This window comes from Maribacter taeanensis, from assembly GCF_047345145.1.
In the GTDB taxonomy this organism is placed as follows: Bacteria; Bacteroidota; Bacteroidia; order Flavobacteriales; family Flavobacteriaceae; genus Maribacter_C.
On sequence record NZ_JBLFER010000001.1, the window covers coordinates 694,255 to 717,075 of the forward strand.

The 22,821-nt window shown below is 33.0% G+C and carries 15 protein-coding genes; 6 read left to right on the top strand and 9 right to left on the bottom strand.

Annotation, left to right across the window (positions count from 1 at the left end):
- The first annotated feature begins 418 nt into the window (after window positions 1–418).
- Window positions 419–646 (top strand): hypothetical protein, encoded by a 228-nt coding sequence (locus tag ACKWCD_RS03010; RefSeq protein ID WP_413982448.1) that lies wholly within the window; start codon window positions 419–421, stop codon window positions 644–646.
- 437 nt (window positions 647–1,083) lie between these two features.
- Here ACKWCD_RS03010 and ACKWCD_RS03015 read toward each other — a convergent pair whose 3' ends face one another.
- The 3 genes from ACKWCD_RS03015 to ACKWCD_RS03025 all read right to left on the bottom strand — a co-directional run bounded on the left by ACKWCD_RS03015 (window position 1,084) and on the right by ACKWCD_RS03025 (window position 5,600).
- Window positions 1,084–2,202: a hypothetical protein gene (locus ACKWCD_RS03015; protein ID WP_413982449.1), complete on the bottom strand. Its 1,119-nt coding sequence runs from the start codon at window positions 2,200–2,202 to the stop codon at window positions 1,084–1,086.
- A 307-nt stretch (window positions 2,203–2,509) separates the two neighbouring features.
- A complete protein-coding gene (locus ACKWCD_RS03020) occupies window positions 2,510–4,396 on the bottom strand; it encodes an ATP-binding protein (protein WP_413982450.1) in 1,887 nt (628 codons plus the stop codon).
- A gap of 1 nt (window position 4,397) precedes the next feature.
- Window positions 4,398–5,600 carry an SIR2 family protein gene (locus ACKWCD_RS03025; RefSeq protein WP_413982451.1) on the bottom strand — a complete coding sequence of 401 codons (1,203 nt, stop codon included), beginning with the start codon at window positions 5,598–5,600 and terminating at the stop codon, window positions 4,398–4,400.
- A 303-nt stretch (window positions 5,601–5,903) separates the two neighbouring features.
- On the opposite strand from ACKWCD_RS03025, the gene ACKWCD_RS03030 reads away from it, so the two are divergent.
- From ACKWCD_RS03030 to ACKWCD_RS03040, 3 genes are read left to right on the top strand one after another with little or no spacing between them, the layout of a single operon-like run.
- Window positions 5,904–7,229 (top strand): hypothetical protein, encoded by a 1,326-nt coding sequence (locus tag ACKWCD_RS03030; protein ID WP_413982452.1) that lies wholly within the window; start codon window positions 5,904–5,906, stop codon window positions 7,227–7,229.
- Window positions 7,229–9,082 carry a hypothetical protein gene (locus ACKWCD_RS03035; protein ID WP_413982453.1) on the top strand — a complete coding sequence of 618 codons (1,854 nt, stop codon included), beginning with the start codon at window positions 7,229–7,231 and terminating at the stop codon, window positions 9,080–9,082. Before ACKWCD_RS03030 ends, ACKWCD_RS03035 begins: the two co-directional genes overlap by 1 nt.
- A gap of 1 nt (window position 9,083) precedes the next feature.
- Window positions 9,084–10,262 carry a hypothetical protein gene (locus ACKWCD_RS03040; RefSeq protein WP_413982454.1) on the top strand — a complete coding sequence of 393 codons (1,179 nt, stop codon included), beginning with the start codon at window positions 9,084–9,086 and terminating at the stop codon, window positions 10,260–10,262.
- A 339-nt stretch (window positions 10,263–10,601) separates the two neighbouring features.
- Here the strand turns inward: ACKWCD_RS03040 and ACKWCD_RS03045 are convergent, their stop codons facing one another.
- Window positions 10,602–11,438, bottom strand: a complete 837-nt coding sequence (locus ACKWCD_RS03045) for a carboxypeptidase-like regulatory domain-containing protein (RefSeq protein ID WP_413982455.1) — start codon at window positions 11,436–11,438, stop codon at window positions 10,602–10,604.
- A 280-nt stretch (window positions 11,439–11,718) separates the two neighbouring features.
- Between ACKWCD_RS03045 and ACKWCD_RS03050 the strand changes: the two genes are divergently transcribed.
- Window positions 11,719–12,330 carry a DEAD/DEAH box helicase gene (locus ACKWCD_RS03050; RefSeq protein WP_413982456.1) on the top strand — a complete coding sequence of 204 codons (612 nt, stop codon included), beginning with the start codon at window positions 11,719–11,721 and terminating at the stop codon, window positions 12,328–12,330.
- Window positions 12,331–12,374: 44 nt separating this feature from the next.
- Here the strand turns inward: ACKWCD_RS03050 and ACKWCD_RS03055 are convergent, their stop codons facing one another.
- The 3 genes from ACKWCD_RS03055 to ACKWCD_RS03065 all read right to left on the bottom strand — a co-directional run bounded on the left by ACKWCD_RS03055 (window position 12,375) and on the right by ACKWCD_RS03065 (window position 18,719).
- Complete coding sequence (locus tag ACKWCD_RS03055) at window positions 12,375–15,194, bottom strand: M16 family metallopeptidase (protein ID WP_413982457.1); 2,820 nt, start codon at window positions 15,192–15,194, stop codon at window positions 12,375–12,377.
- A 181-nt stretch (window positions 15,195–15,375) separates the two neighbouring features.
- The gene (locus ACKWCD_RS03060; RefSeq protein ID WP_413982458.1) at window positions 15,376–16,575 is read right to left on the bottom strand and encodes a PQQ-dependent sugar dehydrogenase; all 1,200 of its coding nucleotides are present in this window, start codon (window positions 16,573–16,575) and stop codon (window positions 15,376–15,378) included.
- 71 nt (window positions 16,576–16,646) lie between these two features.
- Entirely contained in the window at window positions 16,647–18,719 is a 2,073-nt protein-coding gene (locus ACKWCD_RS03065) for a lipocalin family protein (RefSeq protein WP_413982459.1), read from the bottom strand.
- Between the two features lie 240 nt (window positions 18,720–18,959).
- On the opposite strand from ACKWCD_RS03065, the gene ACKWCD_RS03070 reads away from it, so the two are divergent.
- A complete protein-coding gene (locus tag ACKWCD_RS03070) occupies window positions 18,960–19,832 on the top strand; it encodes a sugar phosphate isomerase/epimerase family protein (RefSeq protein WP_413982460.1) in 873 nt (290 codons plus the stop codon).
- A gap of 7 nt (window positions 19,833–19,839) precedes the next feature.
- Here the strand turns inward: ACKWCD_RS03070 and ACKWCD_RS03075 are convergent, their stop codons facing one another.
- Both ACKWCD_RS03075 and ACKWCD_RS03080 read right to left on the bottom strand, forming a co-directional pair.
- Window positions 19,840–20,751 carry a sugar phosphate isomerase/epimerase family protein gene (locus tag ACKWCD_RS03075; protein ID WP_413982461.1) on the bottom strand — a complete coding sequence of 304 codons (912 nt, stop codon included), beginning with the start codon at window positions 20,749–20,751 and terminating at the stop codon, window positions 19,840–19,842.
- Window positions 20,752–20,881: 130 nt separating this feature from the next.
- Window positions 20,882–22,816 (bottom strand): OmpA family protein, encoded by a 1,935-nt coding sequence (locus tag ACKWCD_RS03080; RefSeq protein ID WP_413982462.1) that lies wholly within the window; start codon window positions 22,814–22,816, stop codon window positions 20,882–20,884.
- Between the last annotated feature and the right edge of the window lie 5 nt (window positions 22,817–22,821).

Genomic DNA, 22,821 nt, shown 5'->3' on the forward strand with positions numbered 1-22,821 from the left:
TTTTTTTGTACACTAATTTTTAAAGAAATACAATGGAGGTGTATTGGATTTTTAGACCCATGTTGGACTAAAGGTATAGAGTTCATTATTTTAGGAAAAGATTACCATTTTTAATATACGAAGCTGTCGGATATAAAGTTATACTTGTAATTGTATGAAAAAACACCGTAATTTCTTAATTTTCTACAGCCTTTGGTTAGGGGGCATTTTCCTGTTATTTATAGCTTTTGATACTACTCAGGATAGAAAGATAGTCCCGATGAATGAAAGCGATGCGGTCTGTACGCTAAATACAAATTCTACAACATATTCTGAACGAAGTGAATGTGATAAAACTCGTGTTGCTCACTAAGCGCTCCGTATCATACTTCGAAACATAAATAATTCTATTTACATACGCGAGCTTTTAGATTATCCTGTGGATTATATAAAAGTCGGCGAGATGGAGTATGTAGGCCTTGATTGCATTGGGTTTAAAATATTCTATTTTACATACGCGTACTTTATGAATCATCCGGTGGATGATTTAGAAAGACGGCGAGACGGAGCGTTGGCCTTGAAAGTAGTGGGTTTAAAATATTCTATTTTACATAATATAAATTATGATACAAAAGTAAACGTAAGTAATTCAGGGTCCGCATCTTAGTTGTAATTCATAATTCTATATTATGTAAAATATCCCTTAAACCGCTGAGAATCAATTAAAACTTACAACAGGGTCATCAAACTTTTTTAAGCGGTGTCTGCGACGCATATTTTCATTTGTCCCATAATTAGTCGTTATGTAAAATAGCCGCTACCAAGCACTCGATTGCTTTTTAAAATCAAATTGCTCAGGCAATTTATTTTAAACACAATTTTCCATCGCTTGCCAACGCCATTTAAAAGCTAACCTTTTAGATTGGTTTAAAATTCTCGTATTCAAGGAAATGTGTGCAAGTTTTTTTTCTACTGCATTCTCGTCAGCTTGCCGCAACAGCTAAAAATTACGCTGTGCGATAATTTCTTAGCCCTTGCTAACCTCCCGTCTTGTTTGAATCTTTTCTTTAAGTACTTCTAACATTATGTAAAATAGGATTCCTATTAAATGCTCGGTTTTATATATTCGTAAATATAAGTTGAAGCTCCTTTTTCATGACCAATAATTTCTCTTCCAAAAAATTGTCGAAAATTTTTCAGTAATGTATCATAAGTCTCAGGATAATCATCATTTCTATAATCTACAACTTCTATTTCAGTATTTTTATCAACCATTCTCGACAAAAGTTGTCTCATTTCAAAATCTGCTTGCGGTAATGAATATCCTATAAACACAATTTTTTTTGCCTCTGATAATTCTATTCCTGCATTTTGCCAGATTATCTTGTATTGTGGATTTGACAAATCTTTTAAAAATGTTGGCATTATCAGATTTGAATTCAAGTGGTGTGACTCAAATTTTCCAAAATTATAGTTACAATGTCTGCATGTAGGTTTAGTAATATTACCATATGGATTCATAGCGATTTTCTCGTTAAATTTCACATAAATTCTATGGCATTTTGGACATTGAAGCCAATTTAATGAACCATGTAATTTCAATAATTTGACGTTGAATCCACCTTTTCCAAGTATTTCTAATCCTGGTTTAACAGTTTTGTCTTCTTTATCATATGAACTGATGTAACAACAATAATCAACAACACCAAGTTCTCCACAATGTCTAATCTCGTTGTAAATCGAATTATCTAAAAGAATGTCCCAATTTGCGCTAATTACGGAAACTGGGTCAACCTTTTTATAGTTATTGTCGATTCTTTTTATTGATTGTTTTACCAAATACTTTGCGAAAGTATCAATATAGTGTTTATCTGAATTTTTTAATAAATATTGAAGAGTAAGTCCAATCAGTTTGAATATCAACTGACGTTTTTGTTTTAATTCGGAAACACTTAGATTTTTATAAGATAAGTTACCTGCAATGCAACTATCCAAAGGAGTAAATATATCTTCCAAAGGAATTGTTTCCTGCAGCTCATTGGGTATACTTATTGTTGAGCTTAAAAAATCCTGAAATTCTCGGAATTTATTTGCTTTAAAGACGTCAGGATTTGATTTCTGTATTTTGAATATTTCAGACACCAATCTTTCTTGTGATGGTGCATTGGCTTCTATTGAGAATCCTGCACCAAGAATATATACTGTCTTTTTCTTATTCATCATTTCGGTTTTTATTTAGTTTTTCTTTTTTTCTTGATAAAAAAAGAAACAAAAAAATCAAGGCTTACAGATAATTTTGGAAACAATGTACGGCTCAATCACTATATTTTAGGATCCATTGTAACTCTTAAGATTGCTTTAAGGTTTATGAATCTTTTCAATCATCAAGAAAACTTGTAACCAGTCCCCTAAAATATGGCCGCTCCCCTCGCCTATTGTTTTGCCAAAACTCTCTTAGGTCAAAAAAAATATATTCATAGAAAACCTTTGGTTTATAAGCCTATATCCTTAACAGCTTTGAAAACTATCTTTATTTTTCATTATTATCTATATTATCAGACCATTTACTTACTAAATCAATGGTCTTATTATTAGGTTCGTACTTTTTTTCTATAGAATTAACTTTAATAATAACTGGAATTTGAGCAGCTAGACCAGCAACCACACATGTACCAGTAGCTAAAACTGGTAAAGCCTCAAATGAAACTTTATCTAAGTAGGATACAGTTTTTTCAATGGCATTTATGTCTTTACTATTAATCAACCTATGCAGAAAATAATTGTGCAATTGAGAAATAATTGTAGAGGAAATATCAGAAGGCCTTTGACTTGCAATTGTCAGGAAAACACCAAATTTCCTACCTTCTTTTATTATTTCTTCAAATGTTTCTAAACGATAATCTTTCCAAGTTTCACTTTCTCTTTGAGATGCGTATGACAATATATTATGTGCTTCATCTATTATTATATTCAACGAACTATTCGTCTGATTAATTTTCTTTTTTTTATGTTCTGAATATAGTTTGTAGGATACCAGCAAAGGAACTAGTTTCTTAATATTTAAATTTGCATTGTTTAAATTGATTATGGTAAAATAATTATCATTCCAAAAATCTGAACTTTCATCTTTGACAACTCGAATTACTTTACCAATATCCTTTTGAAAACTCCTTAATTTATTGATAGCTGGGGCTATATGCTCATTTTGAGCTCGGCTACTAATAACATCATAGATTAATTGCAAATAAAGGAAATCAATGATTTTTGATATGAAATTGTCTGTAAACTCATAGCTATCTACATGCCTATGTATTATAGTATTCTCTATTTCATTAGGTGTAGACCTTAAAAAAACTCCATCCAACATAAACTCCGCCGACTTATTATGAAATTCTAAATCTTCTGTTAAATCTCTCTCAATTCCATTGTCATCATAAGATTTTGGAAGAATCTCCTTTAAGTAATCAAGTAATAATAATGCTCTAACTTTATCCGACATTTTGAGTATGTCAACGACTCTTTTACGAAGCATGTTTTTAAAGAATCGTAATGCATCATCAGAACTTGAAACAGTTTTATAAAAATTTAATGTTCTAGCCAAAAATGGACGTTGTGTTTTTTCCGTTGCACTTGCCATGATCGAAAATAGCTCAACATCTAACAAATCAGCTTCACTAAATTCTAATTTTTCATTGCCTTCTTGTGTTTTAGTTGAAAGATTAATAACATGCTTTGCTTCAACTATAGCATTATCGTCATTGTACTCACCATTAAAATCAAATAAAAGGAATTTGGCATTTTCACGAAACTTTTTTTCGTTTTCAAACCGTTTAAATAAAGTGCGATAAAGTTTTGCTAACGTATAGGATTTACCACTTCCTGTATTTCCAAAAATACCTATATGGCTAGCAAATAAGGCGTTAACTCCTAAACTAATGGTCTGACCAGTCTCCAAAGCAAGCGTGCCTAATTCTAGTGGAACATCCTCTTCTGGAACAAAATTGTGAATGCTCTGTGCTTCTTCTTTATCAAGTAAATGACATTCATTATCTATTAATGGTAATTCATTAATGCCACCTATAAACTTGTTATTTTCAATATAGCCTAGCAGCTTTACAACCAAAATTCTATGAATTTTGTTTTCTGCTTTTGAATATTTTACATTAAATATTTGATCTTCCCTTATTTGCTCGCTTTCTACCTTGGCTATAATTGCAATAAAACCTTTTACTATTTTTAAATTACTACCAACACTTACATTTTTTAATAATTCGCCTTTATATAGTAAATGAGATGCATTTTTTTGTTTATCAACGCTTATTTTAATAACTCTACCTTCTACAGAAAAAACCTTACCTATTCTAAAAATAGAATCCTTTAATAGAGTTTGTTCTGTAACCCCAATTTTCTTCGACATTCTAAATGATTTTTGGTGTTACTTTATTTTTAAGTGGAAAAAAAATCATTTCATTAATTTCAGAGAAACCAAATTCACTAAAACTTTTTATATCCATATCTTCTTTATTATTAGAATAAAAATCAACTGGGTCAATAATTTTTAAATTATTATTATGCAAGTGATTTTTACTAACACCAAGAGTTTCAGACACATCTTTTTTAGAATTTTCATTATGTGCGATAACATAAATTTGTAAAGTTGGATTGGAATTCGCTGCCCTTATTGTAATTTCTCTTATATGTTCATCGGCAAATGAAAATCCAAGTACAAATAGAACAGAATTTTCTTTTTCCATTTCATTAGCATACAACCTTAAAAGTTCATAATAGTAATTGTTTAATATAGTAGTCTTGAATTTTTCTTTAGTTGGGTTTACAAGTTGAAGGTCTTCGTAAGCATTAAAAAAGTCATCTATTTTATTAATGACTTCTTCCTGTTGTGTTTTGTCTAACTCCTTAATTTTAGCTTTGGCATTTAAGATTAGTTTCGCAAAATCATCTTTTTCATCTATTGTTATGAAACAATTTGTATGAAACTTTGAAAGAGTGTCACGAACTTCAATATGTTCCTTTTGATTAGAAAAAATTATTTGCTCCTTTTCTCTTTTCCAACTTAAAGAACCATGTAATTTGTTTAAGTTGAAAACAGGAATTTCAGAAGTGTTTTTATAATGTAAGCTTGTTTTATTATAAGATTTTTGAAAGTTGCTTAAGTTAAAAGTAGGTTTTATTCTACCCTTAAATCCATCATTGAATTCGACCATAGTGCTCTCAAGAGCCTTTTCAAAGAACAAATCAATATTTGTTGTAAATAGATTTACCTGTTTGTTTAGAATAGGTGTGTATCGCTTCAATAAAATTACATTGATGTTTAGTAAAAAATCTTCATAATTTCCTAAAACTTCTTCGTAATCTTGTTTCTCAGCTACTGTTTTTGAATAGTCATCAAGACACTTGTTCATTACTTGTTCAAAATATATCTTATAAATTGAAGCTTTGATTAAATAACGTTCAAGCTTATTTAGAGTACTATCTTTCTCTAGTTCTTCAAGAAATAATTCAATCTTACCAAGGGTAATAAGATATGGTCTTGACAAGCCTGAACCTATTAAAAAATTAATATTACTTGACTGTATTGTATTTTTAATTACTTCTAATTTCATTATTCTTTGTATAAATTATCTTCTCACAAAGAGTATTTCAAAATCTCTTTTATAAACATTGATAAGTTTTAAATCAAGTACTGAAATTTTAGTCTGAGGAGAGTTTAAATATACTATTTTTTAACAAGTAATTATTTACCTAGAACAGTAACCAAGATTAAAAAAGTAGTAAAATAACTTTACAATGCAATAGTCTTTATCTTATCTGACTATCACAAAATATTGACTAACATGCTTTTATAATAGATTGTGTTTTTGTACTTTGGCAATCCTCTTTTTGCAAAATTTGAAATTTCCAAAACATTGACCACAATAGAGAAAGAAAACAGTTATTTAGAAATTGCTCTACCAGAATATTCATATGTTGGAAGGGTAGAAAAACATTTTCATGAAATATATGATAGCAATAGCTACAGCAGAACTTTAGTTATAAGTTTTGAGGATGTTTCATATATTCAATTAACTACTTTAGTTTTTTTAGCTCAATTAATTTATAAAAGAGAAAAAACGAATCTCAGAACCAGAATTAAACGTCCATTGGAAAATGATGTAAGAATATTTTTGTTCACATGGCGATTTTATGAGATTATAGAGGAATTAACAGGAAAGAGTATTCATCAGTTTTTTGTTAATCAATCAATTGAAACTTCTAAGCCTACGTTCTTAATTGATGGAGTAACTTATTTTGTCGATTTAAGTAAAGATTTCTTCAGTAAATATTACAAAGAGGAACAATTAAAAAGTTTAGTGAAAAAAGGTTTTTTTTCATTAATATGTGAGCCATTTAAAGAGGAAAAGCAGAAACTACTTGCACTTAAAAAACAAAGAAGAAAGTGGACAACAGAAAAACTCATTACTGATGTTTTGCAAAAAAACCTTATTGAAAAACAGCCTATAGGAAACTTATTGGCAAACACAATAATATTTGAATGTCTTACAAATGCGGCTAATCATCCATCTTCAAACAATCTTGTTATTGGTTCTTTTTATGATTATACCAAAAACAGCAGATCTAAAACAGGGAAGCGATATTACACGGTGGTTTTATGGGACAATGGAGATAGTATAATAAAAACTTTGACTGATTCTATTCTTGATTTAAAAAATATTAGAGCTGAGGAATCATTTAAAGTTGCGAAAAAAGCTAATCTTAAGTCATGGTTTAGAATAGTCAGGAAAAATTACAATAATGAAGTTGAGAATGAGGACTTATTCTTTAACTATCTACCAAATAAAAATTCTTCGCCGGATGAAATATTATTAAGTTCGTTTTTTCCAGGAATTTCACGAATGCCTAACAATGACTTATCAGAAAACACTGTTACTCATTCTGATTTTGATACAACATCAGGGTCTGGCTTAGGTCTTTCACTTCTTCTAAAAGCAGTAATTAAAGATTTACAGGGGTCTATTCACCTTAGAACCGATGATTATTTATTGGAAATAACCCCTGCAAGAAAAGGAGGTGCCATTGAACATAATGATTTACTTTTCTTTAAAAGAAAATACGAAAACGGAGCAGAAGATGTTGATTTTAAATGTAAATGCTCTCTCAGAAAATACGAGACAAACGAGCTGAAATTTATGGGAAACATGATTACAGTTAAATTGCCCTTAGAAGAATCATAATGGGACAATTACATTTAGCAAAATTCGCGTTTGGAACGAATATACATCAAGATGTTTCCTCAGAAGAGTTAGAATATTATCAATCATTCTTTTCAAACTATTTTAAGGAAAAATTAGATAAAGTTAAGGAAAGTTCCTTATCAAGGAAAACAATACCTATATCTTATAAAAAATTAAATTCTTCAAACATTCTTAAGATTGAATTAAATTATTTTTTAAAGGAGGAAGGTCTTTTAGATAGTCAATTCTCTTTGATCCCAAATAAGGATTTAATTGTTGTCGATATAAAATATAGCTTTCGAAATACTACAATGTTATTTTTATTTAGTTGGATTGATGAAATATTGAATAATTCTTCTCCAGTAAATAAAACAAGATTTGTTATTATTATTGAAGATATCAATTCAAACATTGATGTCCTATCAATTTTAAACCCGCATTTTGTTGATGGCAAAATTTTGCTAATAGATAAAAAGAAAAGATTCAAAGATTCTGCTGATCATGTTTCCTTTAATAAGACTTTTTCATTTGATAGTTTCACTAAAAATGCGCTGAAGAGAACAAAGTTTAAACTGATTAGAAAAATCGGTCATTTTATTAAGCATAAAAATAATGATGAAAAGGAGGAAATACTTGAATGTAATAAGTTCTTTTATGATGGCAATGATTGTGTTAACGACATTCAGGACTTATTGTTACATAAAATCTTAGACTTCAGCCAAAAAAAATTTAATGTAGATAGAATTATTTATGATTCTGTAACATCACCTTGGTTAGATGATTCTATTTTGCTCTTAGATTCAGAGTTACAAGAATTAAAAAATGATTATGACTTAAAATATAAAGATTTCACGAAAACTGATGCTATGGAGGAAGATTTTACTTCAAGTGATAACATATTATTGGTTTTTGATTTTATTAATACGGGTAAAGTTTTACGAGAAAAACTAAGTTTGGTCAAAAAGAAGTTCCCCAAAGCGAATATTAAAATTCTTGCCATTATAGTTGTAGATAACAATGCGTATTTAGAAGTTGATAGTGCTGAGAAATTGGCATTAATAAAATTGTCTGAAGATGAGAACCTTGAATTTGATTATTTCCTAGAAGTAAAACAAACACGATATGAAAAATTGGGAGACAGTTGCCCTATGTGTAAAAGATTGGAGCTTAATAAATATGACGATACTAGTTTCATTAATGATGATGTTTTAAGCAGTTTTGAGGCTTGGACGATGTGTGATGAAGCGGATTATATGCCAGAAACCTTTTCCGTTGAAAGAGAAAAACCATATGTACAAGAAATTCCATTGAAGCCAGATACAAGAAAATTGATTGAGAATAATTCGGCTTATTTAGCCATAAAATATTCTACTGCAATTAAGAATAATTCAAAACTTAATAGTGCCGACTTGGTTATCATATTTCCAGATGAAACTTCGAATAAAAATGCTCAAAAGCGTGCTGGCAATGAAATAAAATTGGAAGAGACAGCATCAGGCTATTTTGCTGAAACATTACATCAGTTGAAGGAGATTGAATACTTAGGGATTCCACGTAAAATTTTAGACAAAATTAGTATCTCTAAAAACGAGACTCCAAATCTCACATTTATAAAAGAAGAATATCCAGTTTTTTATGACAGGTTGCGATTATTACCTGGAGAAATTGTTATTATGGATGAGTTTGGGTACTCTGGTGGAACGTTAAATAAAATATTATCAGTTTTAGAATATGTTGAAAAAAAGCCTCTAGCATATTTTCCAATTTTTAATTTTGGTCCGAAGAACAAAGAACATTCTACCAACGTTCCTTTTTTAAATTTATACGAGTTTAATATCCACGTTACCATATAATATGTATAAGAGTCTTGTAAAGATTGCGCAGAATCTAAAATCACTAGCGTATTTTCTGGAAATTTCGAAAGAGGACAAAAGTCTTCCGTTAAAAATCGCAGATTTAGACTCCAAAACTTCAGAACTGTTAAATCTTATTAAGGAAAATAAAAGCAAAATATCTATTCTGGACAAATACTTTCAAGAATCCAAGGACTTAACCGAAGAAAAATACTTAGCAGGTTCAAAGATTAGCGCTATCAATAAGGGGCATCAAGTTCTTGCTAAATTAAAGGATTTAGATATTGATATTTCAAATTACGCTTTTGTTTCTCTGGGAGGAGGAAATGGTACTGAACTTTATACTGAAATAGAAAATTCGAAAGCAAATTATGGCCTACTCTTAGAATATGATTTTCATTCAGTCCATGATTTTGTGAAAAAGTATGTACCATTTCAACTAAATAATTATGAGAGAATTGATGAAATTGATATCGAGGTTATTGAATGTGATTTGTTTGACAAAGTAAAATTAGATATTGCGAAAACGTTAATATCGGATTGGAATGTTGATGGAATTATCATCTCAATTCATGCTGTTTTACATGAACTTTCTACAAGGTCACAACTAAAGTCAAATTTCTTGGCTAGAGATAAAGATGGCAATTTGGATTTAGAACCATTTTTTCGGACTATTTATGAGTGGCATGATAACATTATACTACTTATTAGGGAGCCCGGAATAGCTGAAAATTGGAAAAATGAAACTAATATTTATCTGAAATTTAAAGAAGAATATTTTGAAGAATTTAAAAATATTTTAATTGATATAAATGGTCTACATTTTGGAGGAAGCGAAGGTGTTAACTTTCAAGTTTATGAAGAACAAAAGAAAATTAGATGTATACCTACTTTGGCAATGGAAGCCTTAACCAAACTATTTTATAAAGTTGATTACGAATACGAGAAAACTGAAAAAATCACTTCAATAAGTAGAGAGATTTTAATTGAATCTTTGAAGGTAGGAGGCTCTTTATTTAAAATTATGGAAACTAATCCTTTCTATACAGACTCTGTAAAAGCTAACATGAAGAAGTTTGGAGTTGAAATAACAAAAAAAGGAGATATTCCTCTTGGGTTGCCACAATGTTTTTCATATACAATAGCTTCTAAAGGAGAGCATAATAAAATATCGGACTAATTCCCATTCCGTACACATTACCACTTCGCTCCTATCGTCGCTTGGGCAAAGAGTATTCCATTACCTTTTGAGAAGAAAGTTTTTAGAAAGAAAAAAATTAATGAAGATTGTAACAACTTTCGCTTTTAATCAAAGCTCAAGTTACATAACGCGGAACATTATAGAGCAGAAAATGCTCTATAACCCGACGTTATATCAAATAGCGATAAGTTATTTAAATTTTAAAGGAAATACTATTTTATTAACTCAGACTATCCTTAAATAGGTACTACGAAGAATTATTTATGAAATGATAATAGTACCTTAAAATATTTTATGAAGAACCCTCTAATTCTGAGACTAATAATCATCGCCATATGGCAATCTGATTTCAAGTAAATCTATAGCACTAGTAACACTTAGCGTTTCATTGATCTCATCTGAAACGATAATCACTGTGCCACTATGATTATACTCTGCATGATCTGCATAAGCCTGAGCTAAGTTAACTTTTACAGGATTAAGGACACCTAAGGGCGTCGTGGTTGTAGAAATGGTAAGTATTTTTCTCCAACTAAGGACGTCTTCGTACATTATATTTTCATTATTTAAATCGGTATATTCAGTGTCATTAGGCATTGAATAAAACGAAACAGAGGCTTCAATCTCTTCTTCTCTTTGTACTGAGGTTAATAAAGTTTCGTATTTGGGTAGATGAATTGAGCCTATCAGATTTTTGAAATCTGAAGGTTGCATTTTTAGTTCATCAAAATTATAGCGAATTAGTGAAAATATTTTTTCTTCATTGTCAATAAAGCCCTGAGTAAAAAAATCAACCTCTTCAATCTCCCATGGAATAAGCATTTTATCAAATGTTAAATCAGCGTTGCCAACTTCAACACGTCGGTCTCGCATATTTAAGAAGCGTTGTGGCTTTCCATCGAAATACAGATCAGTAGTTCCTTTTTCGATTTGACCAAAACTGAATTTACCTGCTGCATCGGTTATATCTTCATATTCTTCTTTTCCATCAAAAGCCACGCGTACTCCATTTAAAGGAGTACCACTAGGAGAAGTAATTGTGCCACTAACCGAATATTTTTGAACAGGAACCGGAGTATCATCTACTTTATCTTTCTTACTACAACCAACAAATACAACACATACAACGATCGCTGCTATTTCTTTAAATCTCATCTTAAACTATTCTAATTAGTGTTTCAATTCTTCAAAATAAAAAAAAATTAAGACTAACTCCTTAAATTACAAGAGCTTATTCGTTAAAAACCTTCTTTTAACCCATCAATAACCGCTTTCTAAAATGGTACTAAGCTTAATCTGAAAATATCATGTTCTTTTTTTATTCCAAAAAAAATAAAAGAAATTCTAAACTTAGGCTCAAGAATCTGTTTACAATTCAAGGTAGTATCTTTGTTAAGTCCATTATGAATAAGTAACTGACACCTTTTTGATTTCTATGCCTTTTAAAAAACTACATTCTGATTTAAGAGAGTCGCTTGAGCGTCTAGAAATCGAAGTGCCCACTTCTTTTCAAAGCAAGAGCATACCTGTAATTAAAAGTGGTACCAATGTGTTTTGTAACGCGCCCAAAGGCCAAGGGAAAACAACTACGATCGTATTGACCACCCTACAGAAACTAAAATGTGAAGCTGACGGACATGCACCAAGAGCGGTGATACTTGTTGAAAATAAAGAACGGGCTCTTGAGTTGTATGACTTATTTTTGACCTATACCAAATACAATTCACTTCGTGTTTATGTAGGATATGAGCAACTACATATTGATGTACAGAAATCTGAAATTTTTGAGGGAATAGATATTCTTATCTCCACGCCTAAGACCATGAATAAATTATTTTTGTTAAACGGAGTAAGCACCTCACAAATAAAAATTTTGAGTATAGATGATGCAGATTTTCTGATTCAAAAATCTGATTACAACGCTATTATGTCTATCACGCAAAGTATTCGAAAATGTCAGTATGTTCTTTATTCAGAAAATCTACATCCGAAATTAAAACGTTTTGAGGACTATTTCATGGAGCGATCCAAAATAGTGCAAGCATAGATAGACAGGCTGTTAAAGCTAGTAAAAGTCGTTAAAAAAATAGATTACTTTTTGTTTCCGTTTATATCTAATTCAATAACAGGCATTCCCAATTTTTTTACTTCTTCAAATTGTGTTGCTTTGTCACCAACTACTACATAAATCATTTCCTTTTCTTGTAAATAAGTGTCGATGATATTTTTGTAGTTTTCTAAGTTCATTGCAACTAATTCTTCCTGATATTTTTCCGCATAATCAGATGACCTATTGTATTTGCTAATATTGCGAACCATTCCTAGTTTTGCACCAAGGCTTTCAAAGGCTCTGGTATCAGCTTTTAAGAGTTTGTTTTTTGTTAATTCCACATCTGCTTCTGTAAAATCTTTCGAATAATTGCTCAACATGTCTTTTATAATCTCTAAGGATTTTAAAGTTGCATTTGCTCTTACACTTGTTCGCACTAAAAATGGAGAAACTTCAAGACTATTGCGGAAGCCTGAATAGGCTCCATACGTATATCCTTTTTCAATTCGTAGAGTTTGAAATAACCGTCCACTAGAACCACCACCTAAAATTTCGTTCGCAAAATCTAGATTATTTGCATTTTCATCGGTAGCCGATAAGGACAATTTTCCAATTCTAATAACAGATTGTTTAGATCCTGGAACGTCGACAAAATAGAGATTACCAGCTTTAGATTCTGTAGGTAAAACTTGTTTTGGAAGTGGTACTGCATCCCCATTAAAATCATTCAAAGCATTTACAATTGCCGTTGTCTTATCTTTTGAAATGGCACCTGCAATGTGCAGAGTAGCGTTTTTCGGTGATAATTTTTCGTAATAGCCTTTTAGGTCAGCTACTGTAATTTCTTTGATAGAAGCCAAAGTGCCTGAACCTGGAATGCTAAACTTATGTTGATCTCCATAAATCAATCTGTTCGCCACCAATGAGGCAATCGCATTTGGATTTGCTTCAAGACCTTTTAACTCCGTTTCTAAGGCCAGTTTTAGGCGATCAAACTCTTTGGTATCCCAACGGGGCTCTAGTAGAATCTCTTTAACCAATGCAATGGAACCTTCAAAATTCTTTGCCAAACAAGAACCGTAAATGTGGAGCTCTTCATTTGAACTATACATACCAATAGTTGCGCCTAATAGACCTATTGCTTCTTCAAGCTCAGCAGGTGTTTTAGTCGCCGTTCCTTCCATCATCAAATCGCTCAATAAGCTACTAACACCTTCTTTTCCATTTGGATCTAATAAAAGACCTCCAGGAATTGTAATATCAAACTGCACTAAGGGCACTTCATTATTTTCGATACCATAAACTTGCATTCCATTATCTAATGAGGCCGACCAAACTTCTGGTGATTTGAACAATGGCAACTCACCAAAAGCAGGCTCGCTTCTGTCGTGTACGCTTGGTGTTTTTTCATACTGTGCTTCTGCTCCTTGCCCTACTTCTTCATTGGCAACATTCTGCTTCACTTCTTCAATCCATACGGTCGCTTCCTTTGCATCTGAAACAGCTAGCTCTAATTGCCCTTTGGGTACTACACTTGTCATCACGTAATTTTTTCCCTTAATATATTGCTCATAAACCCTCATGACATCAGCAGCCGTGACTGCATTTGTGAGCTTTGCCGCCTTTGTAATATAACTCGGATCTCCATTAAACTCATTGTCTTGAACCAATTGAAAGGCTTTGTTTAAAACCGTACTAATGCCTTGATACAATCCTGTTTCAAGTTCTGCTTTAATCCGCTTTAAATCCTTCTCACTCACACCATCCGTCTCAAATCGCACCAAACCTTCGTCAATAGCTACTTTCAAATCATCTAAATCAGTTCCTGCATTTGCTCTTACTCTAAATACGAACTCTCCAGCAATTTCACTTCCATTTTGATAGGTGCCGATTTCAGGTGCTAATTTTTTCTCTTCAACAACTACTTGATAAAGCGGTGCAGTTTTGCTACCACTCAATAATTGTCCTAATACTTGAAGGGCATAACCATCTTTATGGTATTCTTCTATAGTTGGGATAACGATTCTTAGCTCGGGAAGTTTGGCGAAGTTATCTTCAAAATACAAAGATTTGCTTTCGGATAATTTAACCGGCATTGGTTGTAATGTTTCTACATCAGGACCACTCGGTATTTCACCAAACCATTTTTCAACCAATGTCTTGGTTTCAGCAATATTAATGTCGCCAGCAATAACTAAAGATGCATTTTTCGCTCCGTAATATTTGTTGTAAAATTCTTTAACGTCATCAATGGTTGCCGCTTGTAAATCAGGCAAGGCGCCAATAACAGTCCAACTATACGGATGACCTTCAGGATACAGGTTCTTTCTAATAATTTCATTCGTATACCCATAAGGTGAATTATCAACGCGTTCACGCTTTTCATTTTTAACCACTTGCTTTTCTCGTTCTAGAGCAGCTTCGGTTACTGTATTTATCATATACCCAAAACGATCAGAATCGATCCAAAGAATTTTTTCGAAGGCATCTTTGGGCACTACTTCATAATACACCGTTCCATCACTCCAAGTGCCCCCATTACGACTTCCTCCCCATTCAGGAATCATTTTTCGATTGGCTCCTACAGGAACGTTTTCAGAGTCATTAAAACTCATATGTTCAAAGAAATGTGCGAATCCTGTTTTGCCAGGTTTCTCTCGATTAGAACCGACATGCATCATAGTTGCCACAGCAACGATAGGATCACTATGGTCTTCGTGCAGTATGACTTCTAAGCCATTGTCTAAAGTGAATTTTTCATAATCAATAGTAAATTCTTTTTCGGTCTGAGATTGGTTTTCTGTTTTGCAAGAAGAAAGAAGTAGCGCACAAAAAATCAGTAGTACTGTTGAAAATTTCATAAAGTGTGTTATTTGTTGTTTAAAAATATTTCGGAATGAATACATATGCTTAAGATGCACTCATTCAATAATTTGCTAGATAATCAATATTTAAATGCTCTCAGGCTTGCATCGAAATTTTTGAATAATATTCTTTCGAATACCTTGAAGGTTTGACCCGAGGTAGTTGGTTTAAAAAGATTTAGTTGCTTGCCAGCTGCCCTGATTCATAGGTAACACGATAGATGGCATCACCAAAGTCATCAGAAATCAACATAGAACCGTCTTCTAAAAATAACATATCTACAGGTCTACCGAAACGCTCCTGCGATTCCTCATCTAACCACCCTTCAATAAAAGTATCATATGCAACTGACTTACCGTCTTCAATTTGCACTAAGGCAATTTTATAGCCAACTTTCTTGGTTCTATTCCAAGAACCATGTTCAGCTATAAAAGCATATTTTTTGTATTTCTCTGGGAACATAGCTCCAGTATAAAATTTAACTCCCAATGGCGCAACATGAGCCCCTAAAGCTTGAACAGGAGCTACAAAATCTGCACAAGGCTGTTGATCACCAAATTCAGGATCTTTGACCACTCCCCCATGACAATATGGATAACCAAAATGCTGTCCCGCTTCGGTAATTCTATTCAACTCGCAAGGCGGAATATCGTCACCCATCATATCACGGCCGTTATCTGTAAAATACATGTTTTTTGTTTCCGGATGCCAAGTAAATCCGACCGTATTTCGAACACCTTGTGCATATATCTCACGATTGCTGCCGTCAGGATCCATTCGTGTGATTGTAGAAAAACGTTTATCCGTTACCGTAGAATCACAAATATTACAAGGCGCACCAACCGGAACGTATAGTTTGTCATCGGGACCGAACGCTATATATTTCCATCCGTGGTGAAATTCCGTAGGGTAATCATCATAAACTACCGCTGGTTTTCCAGGATTTTCCAATTTTGATTCAATACTGTCATATCGAATCAATCGCCCAACTTCCGCTACAAACAACGAACCATTTCTATATGCAATACCATTTGGTGCTACCAGGCCCGTATCTAAAATGATAACATTATCCGCTCTAAAGTCTTTGTCTCGATCTTGTATGGCGTAGACGGTACCTTCATTGCGAGTTCCTACGAAGAGTGTTCCATCATCACCGATTGCCATTGAACGTGCGCCATCAATGCTGTCAGCAAAGACTTCGATTTTAAACCCTTCAGGTAACTTGAGTTTGTCAATAGGTAATACTGACATCGACTCTTCATATTGCGTAATCGATTCTGCCGCATTTTTGTTGGTTTCTTTTTCTTTACAGGATAAAAAGACTGCAGAAAAAGCAATAAGTATTACTAACAAGATGCGAAACAGTAGTGTTTTCATAAATATGGGTGATTGGAATGAATATTATAAAAGTAGCATCTTCTAATCAATTATCAATCTATAAATTGAATTTAAGGTATCTCCACCGTTTCAATAAAGATTTCATCATACTCAGTGAAACTTGATAGTCTTTCTCTTTTTATTCCACTTGAAATGCTAATTATTTGGCCTAAGTGATTTTCAAAAAGCAAAAGCGGATATCCAATGGTTGGAATGAATTGTACAGAGTTGCTTTCTCTATTAAATATAATGGCTTCTTTTTGATGTAAACTTTCACGTTCTACACGCCACTTAGGGTCATTATTACTTCCCAGAATTAAATTACCATCTGCACTAATTCCACTTGGAAAATTGGGATTGGTTAAGTTTTCTAAAACACTTAAAGTATTGGCGGAATAGAGTATTTTTTCAGTACTGTTAAGAATTATATTTTGAGCAGCATTAAATATTGTTTTATCCCGAAAGTTTGAAGCGAATGCTACAGGAGTCGTCTGCACATTTTCAGCAAAAGTACCATCGGTATTCAACTCATAAAGAATACTAGTAGTAGAGTTATGATGGCCGGCGAGAAACCGGTTAGTATCAATTGCTATAAGTTTATAGCCCGAATAATTACCATTTTCTATGTCATGAGATTGCCGATCTATGAAGACCAAATTGTCATTTTCTCTTTTGAAAACATTTAATTCTCTGGTATCTATAAATACATACAGGTCATCACCCATATATTGAAAATCATCAATAGTAAAGAATACATTCTCACTTTTAATTTCATATTTAAAACCTAAATCCAAAGCATCATAAGCGTAAAGCGAGTTGCCTTGTTGTACCAATAACTCTTTACCGTAATTAGAATTGAATAATTTCATGTCTGAGCCAAAAGAAGTTGAAATTTCTTCTGTAGCAACTGCCTCTGTAAGATTGGTTTGATAATTATACTTTTGTAATTTAAATCGAGCTGGAATTTGGTTAGCTTCTCTTCCATAAATGTATACCGCTGGTTCTGAATCATGAATTGTCAGTTTATCAATATCTTGAAAACCAATAAGCTCCTTTCTTTTGTAACTTACTTGTTGGCTACTGGAATAATTGTCGTTTTGTAAAAAGCTTTCACGCCCAAATATATTATAAACTCTTACGGTGTAAACAGGATCTGCAAAGTAAGGCGGGTTTTCATCAATAAAAGTAGTCAGCTCTTTGTCCGTTATTTGCGTTAGAACAATTTCATGGGTATCAAGATTACCGAAATAGGGCACCCTATTATTGACTGTAATTAAATAATGTGAAAAGTAGTTGCCTGAATAGGGCTCCCAGTTTACGGTAATTTGATTTCCGTTTATGACTGGTTCATTGATTTCTATTGCTGGGACTTCAATGTCTGATGTTCTTACACTCTGCGGAAAACCATCTTCTAGCTTTCCTCTATCCGTATAAATAATAAAATCGTAACACAATTCTTCACCTATTGTTGGAGATTCGTCAATAAAACTAACTTGATTTACGTCGCGAATTGTTGCTATAAGAGTCATCTCACTGGTATCACAACCGTCATCACCTCTATAAATCTCATACCTGTCAAATTGATTAAACCCGGAATATTTATTCCAAGTAAAGCGAATTACTCCATCATATTCATCTTCAGTACTTCGAGAGAATGTTTGTGTATAAACATCAAACTCATCTGGTTCATACCGTCTTGCTCGTAACTTCAATTCTTCCAAATCTCCATCTTCGTCAATATCTAAGCGTCCTTTAAAAACAAAAGTACTTTCATTCAAATCGGTCACAACGAATTGATCAGTATCTGAACCATTACTAAAAGTTATAACACCTTGGTCAAGTGACCAACGCAGACTTTGCACCTTGGGTTTGCAATTACTATCTTCAAATACAGCTTCAACATAGGTGCCATCTTCGTAGTAGGTGAAAAAGTTATTACCGCAATTATAGTAGTCGGTGGGTACATCATATGTTTCACCTTCAAAATCAGCAGCAAAAATGGCCCATGTGCCTAATAAATTAGTACGATCGGCTTCTATAAAGGCTTCACCAAAAAACTGTTTTTCTTCTTCATTTTTCGAACATGAAAGTTGAATTGTTATAAAAAAAAGAATACCTATCTGAACGAGTTTTTTAAATTTCATCAAAACACTTCTATTTTCTAAATTTATGAAATAGTCATTAATTTATGCTTGGAACTCGACAAACAACTAGATTTATTGACGCTGAGATCAAAAGTTTAGCTTAAAAGTATAGATTAATTTTTTGCACCGCAGATATAGAAGTACAAATTGCAAGCGACTAATTAAAACACCTTTTGATCATCATAAATTATATCAATACCATTTAATTACTATTTTAGCTTAAGAGCAATTATTTTAATTATGAAAAAATCTATTCAACGTATATTTCAAATCACATTAATTTTAATGGTTTTAAGCCTAAATACTGTAGCAGCTCAAGATCAGATGGGTGGCTTAGCCTTATACACCGTTAGAAATGATATGGGTACAAATGCGAAAGCAACTTTGCAAGCTGTCGCGGATACCGGATATAAGAATATTGAAGCTGCAGGCTATAAAGACGGTACTTACTACGGAATGTCTCCGAAGGATTTCAGAACTTACGTAAAACAAATTGGTTTAAAACCTATTAGTACGCACCAGTCTGACGTAACGCTTGATAATATGAGTAAGATGTTTGTCGATGCTAAGGCAGCAGGATTCAAATACTTCGTTGTACCAATACCTCCTATGGGATGGTTTAATTATGATGGCGCTACAGCAACCATGAGTATGACTTGCACTGTTGAAGAGCTTGCAAAAACTTTAAACGCTATGGGCGAAAAAGCACGAAAAGCGGGACTTAAGCTTTTGTATCACAATCATGATTTTGAGTTTAAAAAAGATGCCAATGGTGTTGTACCGATTGACTATCTTTTGGAAAACTGCAATCCCAAATATGTTAATTTTCAAATGGATTTGTTTTGGGTAACTAAAGCGGGTGCAGATCCCCTAGCCTATTTCAAGAAGTATCCCAAACGTTTTAAAATGTGGCATGTAAAGGATATGGATGATCAAGGTCGTTTTGCGCCCGTCGGAAGGGGAACTATAGACTTCACTAAAATACTCGCTCAGAAAAAGTTATCGGGAATGAAATATTTTATGGTAGAACAAGATCAAACTTTTGACGACATGAAACCTCTTGATGCTATAAAAATCAGCCGTCAAGCAATTGAAAAGATTGGATTTAAATAGAACTGCCCTATAAATACTTCTGCAAGTGCTTCTTAAAATAAGCAGCACTATCGGTTATACTTTGCATTGAATTACTAGCAAAATTACCGCCTTGTTCAATATAATAGTATTCTAATGCGTCAACATCAATTTTTGATAAGATGTCTATGTAGTCAATAGATCCATTACCCATTTCGGTATAATCCCCAGTAACCTTATCCATATCCTTAATATGCCACATTACATATCTACCAGGCTGTTTTGATATCCATTCTGCGGGACTCAATTTTGAGGCGTGTTTGATCCAATACATATCCATTTGCAGTTTTACTAATGATGGATCAGTCTCATTTAAGATGATATCATAACCAATTTGACCGTCATGGTCAGTAAATTCAAAATCATGATTATGATAGGCAAACCCTAGTCCTGCCGCATTTACTTGCTCGCCTATCTTATTTAGCTTTTCTGCAAGTGGTTTGAAGTTATCTAAAGTTCTATATTCCGGTGCTAACCAAGGCCAAGTAACATAGCTTTTATCCAAAGCTTTTGCGCCTTCAATGCACTGATCAGTGAAACGTTTCATAGCATCTGAGGACTTCTCAAAATAGTCTGAAAAACCATAATGCCCACTAGTTGCTGTTAAACCTAAATCATTCAAAATTTGTTTGAATTCTGCAGATTTATATCCGTAGTACAAGCCTTTCTCTCCATCATAACCATAAGTTTCCAAATCTTGATACCCCAAGGCGGCAACTTTTTTTAGACTTCCAAGGGGATCTTTTGCCATTGCATCACGAATGGTAAAAAGTTGTAATCCCATTTTGAATTTGGGCTTTTTATCTGAGGAAACACATGAAATAGGAAGCATAGCGGCGGATGCTATTAGGGCAGATTGTTTTACAAAACTTCTTCGGTCAATAGTTTTTTGATTTCTCATACGAATAGCTCACAAGTATATAATCTCAAATATAAAGATATATTTAAGCATTCGAAGTTCCTAAAATTAGAAAACCTACTAGCTAATGGTTACATTAACATAGTAGGCTTAATTTAAAAGTATTTGAGTATTAAATCTTTACAATTATAAATTCTGTTCTTCTATTGTTCACGTGCTCTTCTTCTTCACAATCTACATTGTCAACACATCTATTTAAAATTCTATTTTCACCTTGACCATCTATTCTTAAGCGATACTCTTGAATACCATTTTTCATGAGATAAGCGGCCGTTGCAACAGATCGATCTTTAGAAAGGCTTAAGTTATATGCATTTCTGCCACGACTATCTGCATGCGCAACTACCTTAACATGAACATTTGGATACCTCTTTAAGTAAGCAACAACTTGATCTAGTTCTATTCTGTTTCTATCTAAAGTTTCTGGGCTGTTATATTTATAATAAATAGGTTTTAGATCTAGAATATCAATAACATCACTTCCAATTTTTGGGGCAATGTTGTGCAACTTCACCTCAATAGATGGTTTGGTTACAGACCATGAAGCCTTGTACTTCTGTATTTTAGCCATATAATCAGTTTTACTTGCGTGAATGGCATAATTTATATCAGCGCAATCGTAGTTGGAGCTCATCATACCATTTTCATCAGTCTTATCAGAAATGACTACTTCACCATTCTCATTTTTAAATTCAATTAGAGAAGCACTGATGGGCTGGTTTGTTTTATCATCCAAAACGGTTAGTTCTAAATTTCCAAAGCAGTTTCCTATAAGGGACTTACTTTCAACAAAAGTGTATAAGTCATCATCACCCATTCCACCTTCACGATTAGATGCAAAATATCCTTTTCCTGTAGATTCATCAATGATAAAAGTCACATCATCTGCTGGACTGTTAACCGGTGCTCCCAAATTAATTACTTTGTTATTTAAAACTTCTCCTGTAGCGAAAACATCAAGTCCACCAAGACCTAAATGACCGTCAGATGCAAAATACAATACTCCTTTTTCCGTGAAATACGGAAAAGTTTCTCTTCCCTCTGTATTAATATTAGAACCCATATTTGCAGGAATTCCAAAACTTCCATCTGGTTTAATATCCACCTTGAAAATATCTGACATACCCCGTGTTCCTGGCATATCAGAAGCAAAATACAATTTTGTCTCATCTGCATTTAATGAAGGGTGTGCAACCGAGTAACTATCATCATTAAAAGGCAGCTCTTCAATATCGCGCCAGTTTCCGCTTGCATCCATTTGAGCTCGAAATATTTTCAATCGGACTTGACCAGTGGTATCAGTTTTGAAACCTATTCCTTCCACATTGTTTCTCGTAAAATATACGGTTCTTCCGTCTTTGGTAAATGCTGCTGTTGATTCGTGTAATTGGGCATCTAATTTTTTTGAAAATGCCTCTGGTTTGTACAATTGACCATCCTCCATGATAGTCGCTCTAATTAGGGAAAGATAGGATTGTCCCGTCCACTTGTTCTTGGCCTCCCCGCTATTACCATTCCCTCTGGCCGAAGAAAATACGAGTTCATTTTTGTAGAAAGCAGGAGCAAAATCAGTTTTAGCAGAATTTACACCAATATTTGATAGCATGTATCTACCTGAAGTTGCCGTAATATCTCTTAGGTAATCAGGTAAAGCACTCAACTTCGCCGCTCTTGAATCGTCACTCTTTAGTTTACTTAATTCTTTTAATAATTTGTCTGCTCCTTCAAAATCACTACTATTCTTTAATGCTGATGCTGTACGGGCATAATACTCGGCAGGAACATCCTTACCCAAAGAAAGCATTTTTTGGTATGATTTTAATGCATTCTTCAAATCAGAATTATAGTAGTAACTATCACCCAATTTTTGATATATATCGAAATCGGCTTTTCCTGCATCAACAATTTGCTCATATAAATTGATGGCATCTTTATAGGCTAGGTTTTCGTAATGTTTATTTGCTTTTTTGAGCAATCGCTTTTGAGCGGTTACTGATCCGGCTCCTAGAATTAGGAAAAAGAAAAAGAGTGTAATTATTTTTTGCATGATAA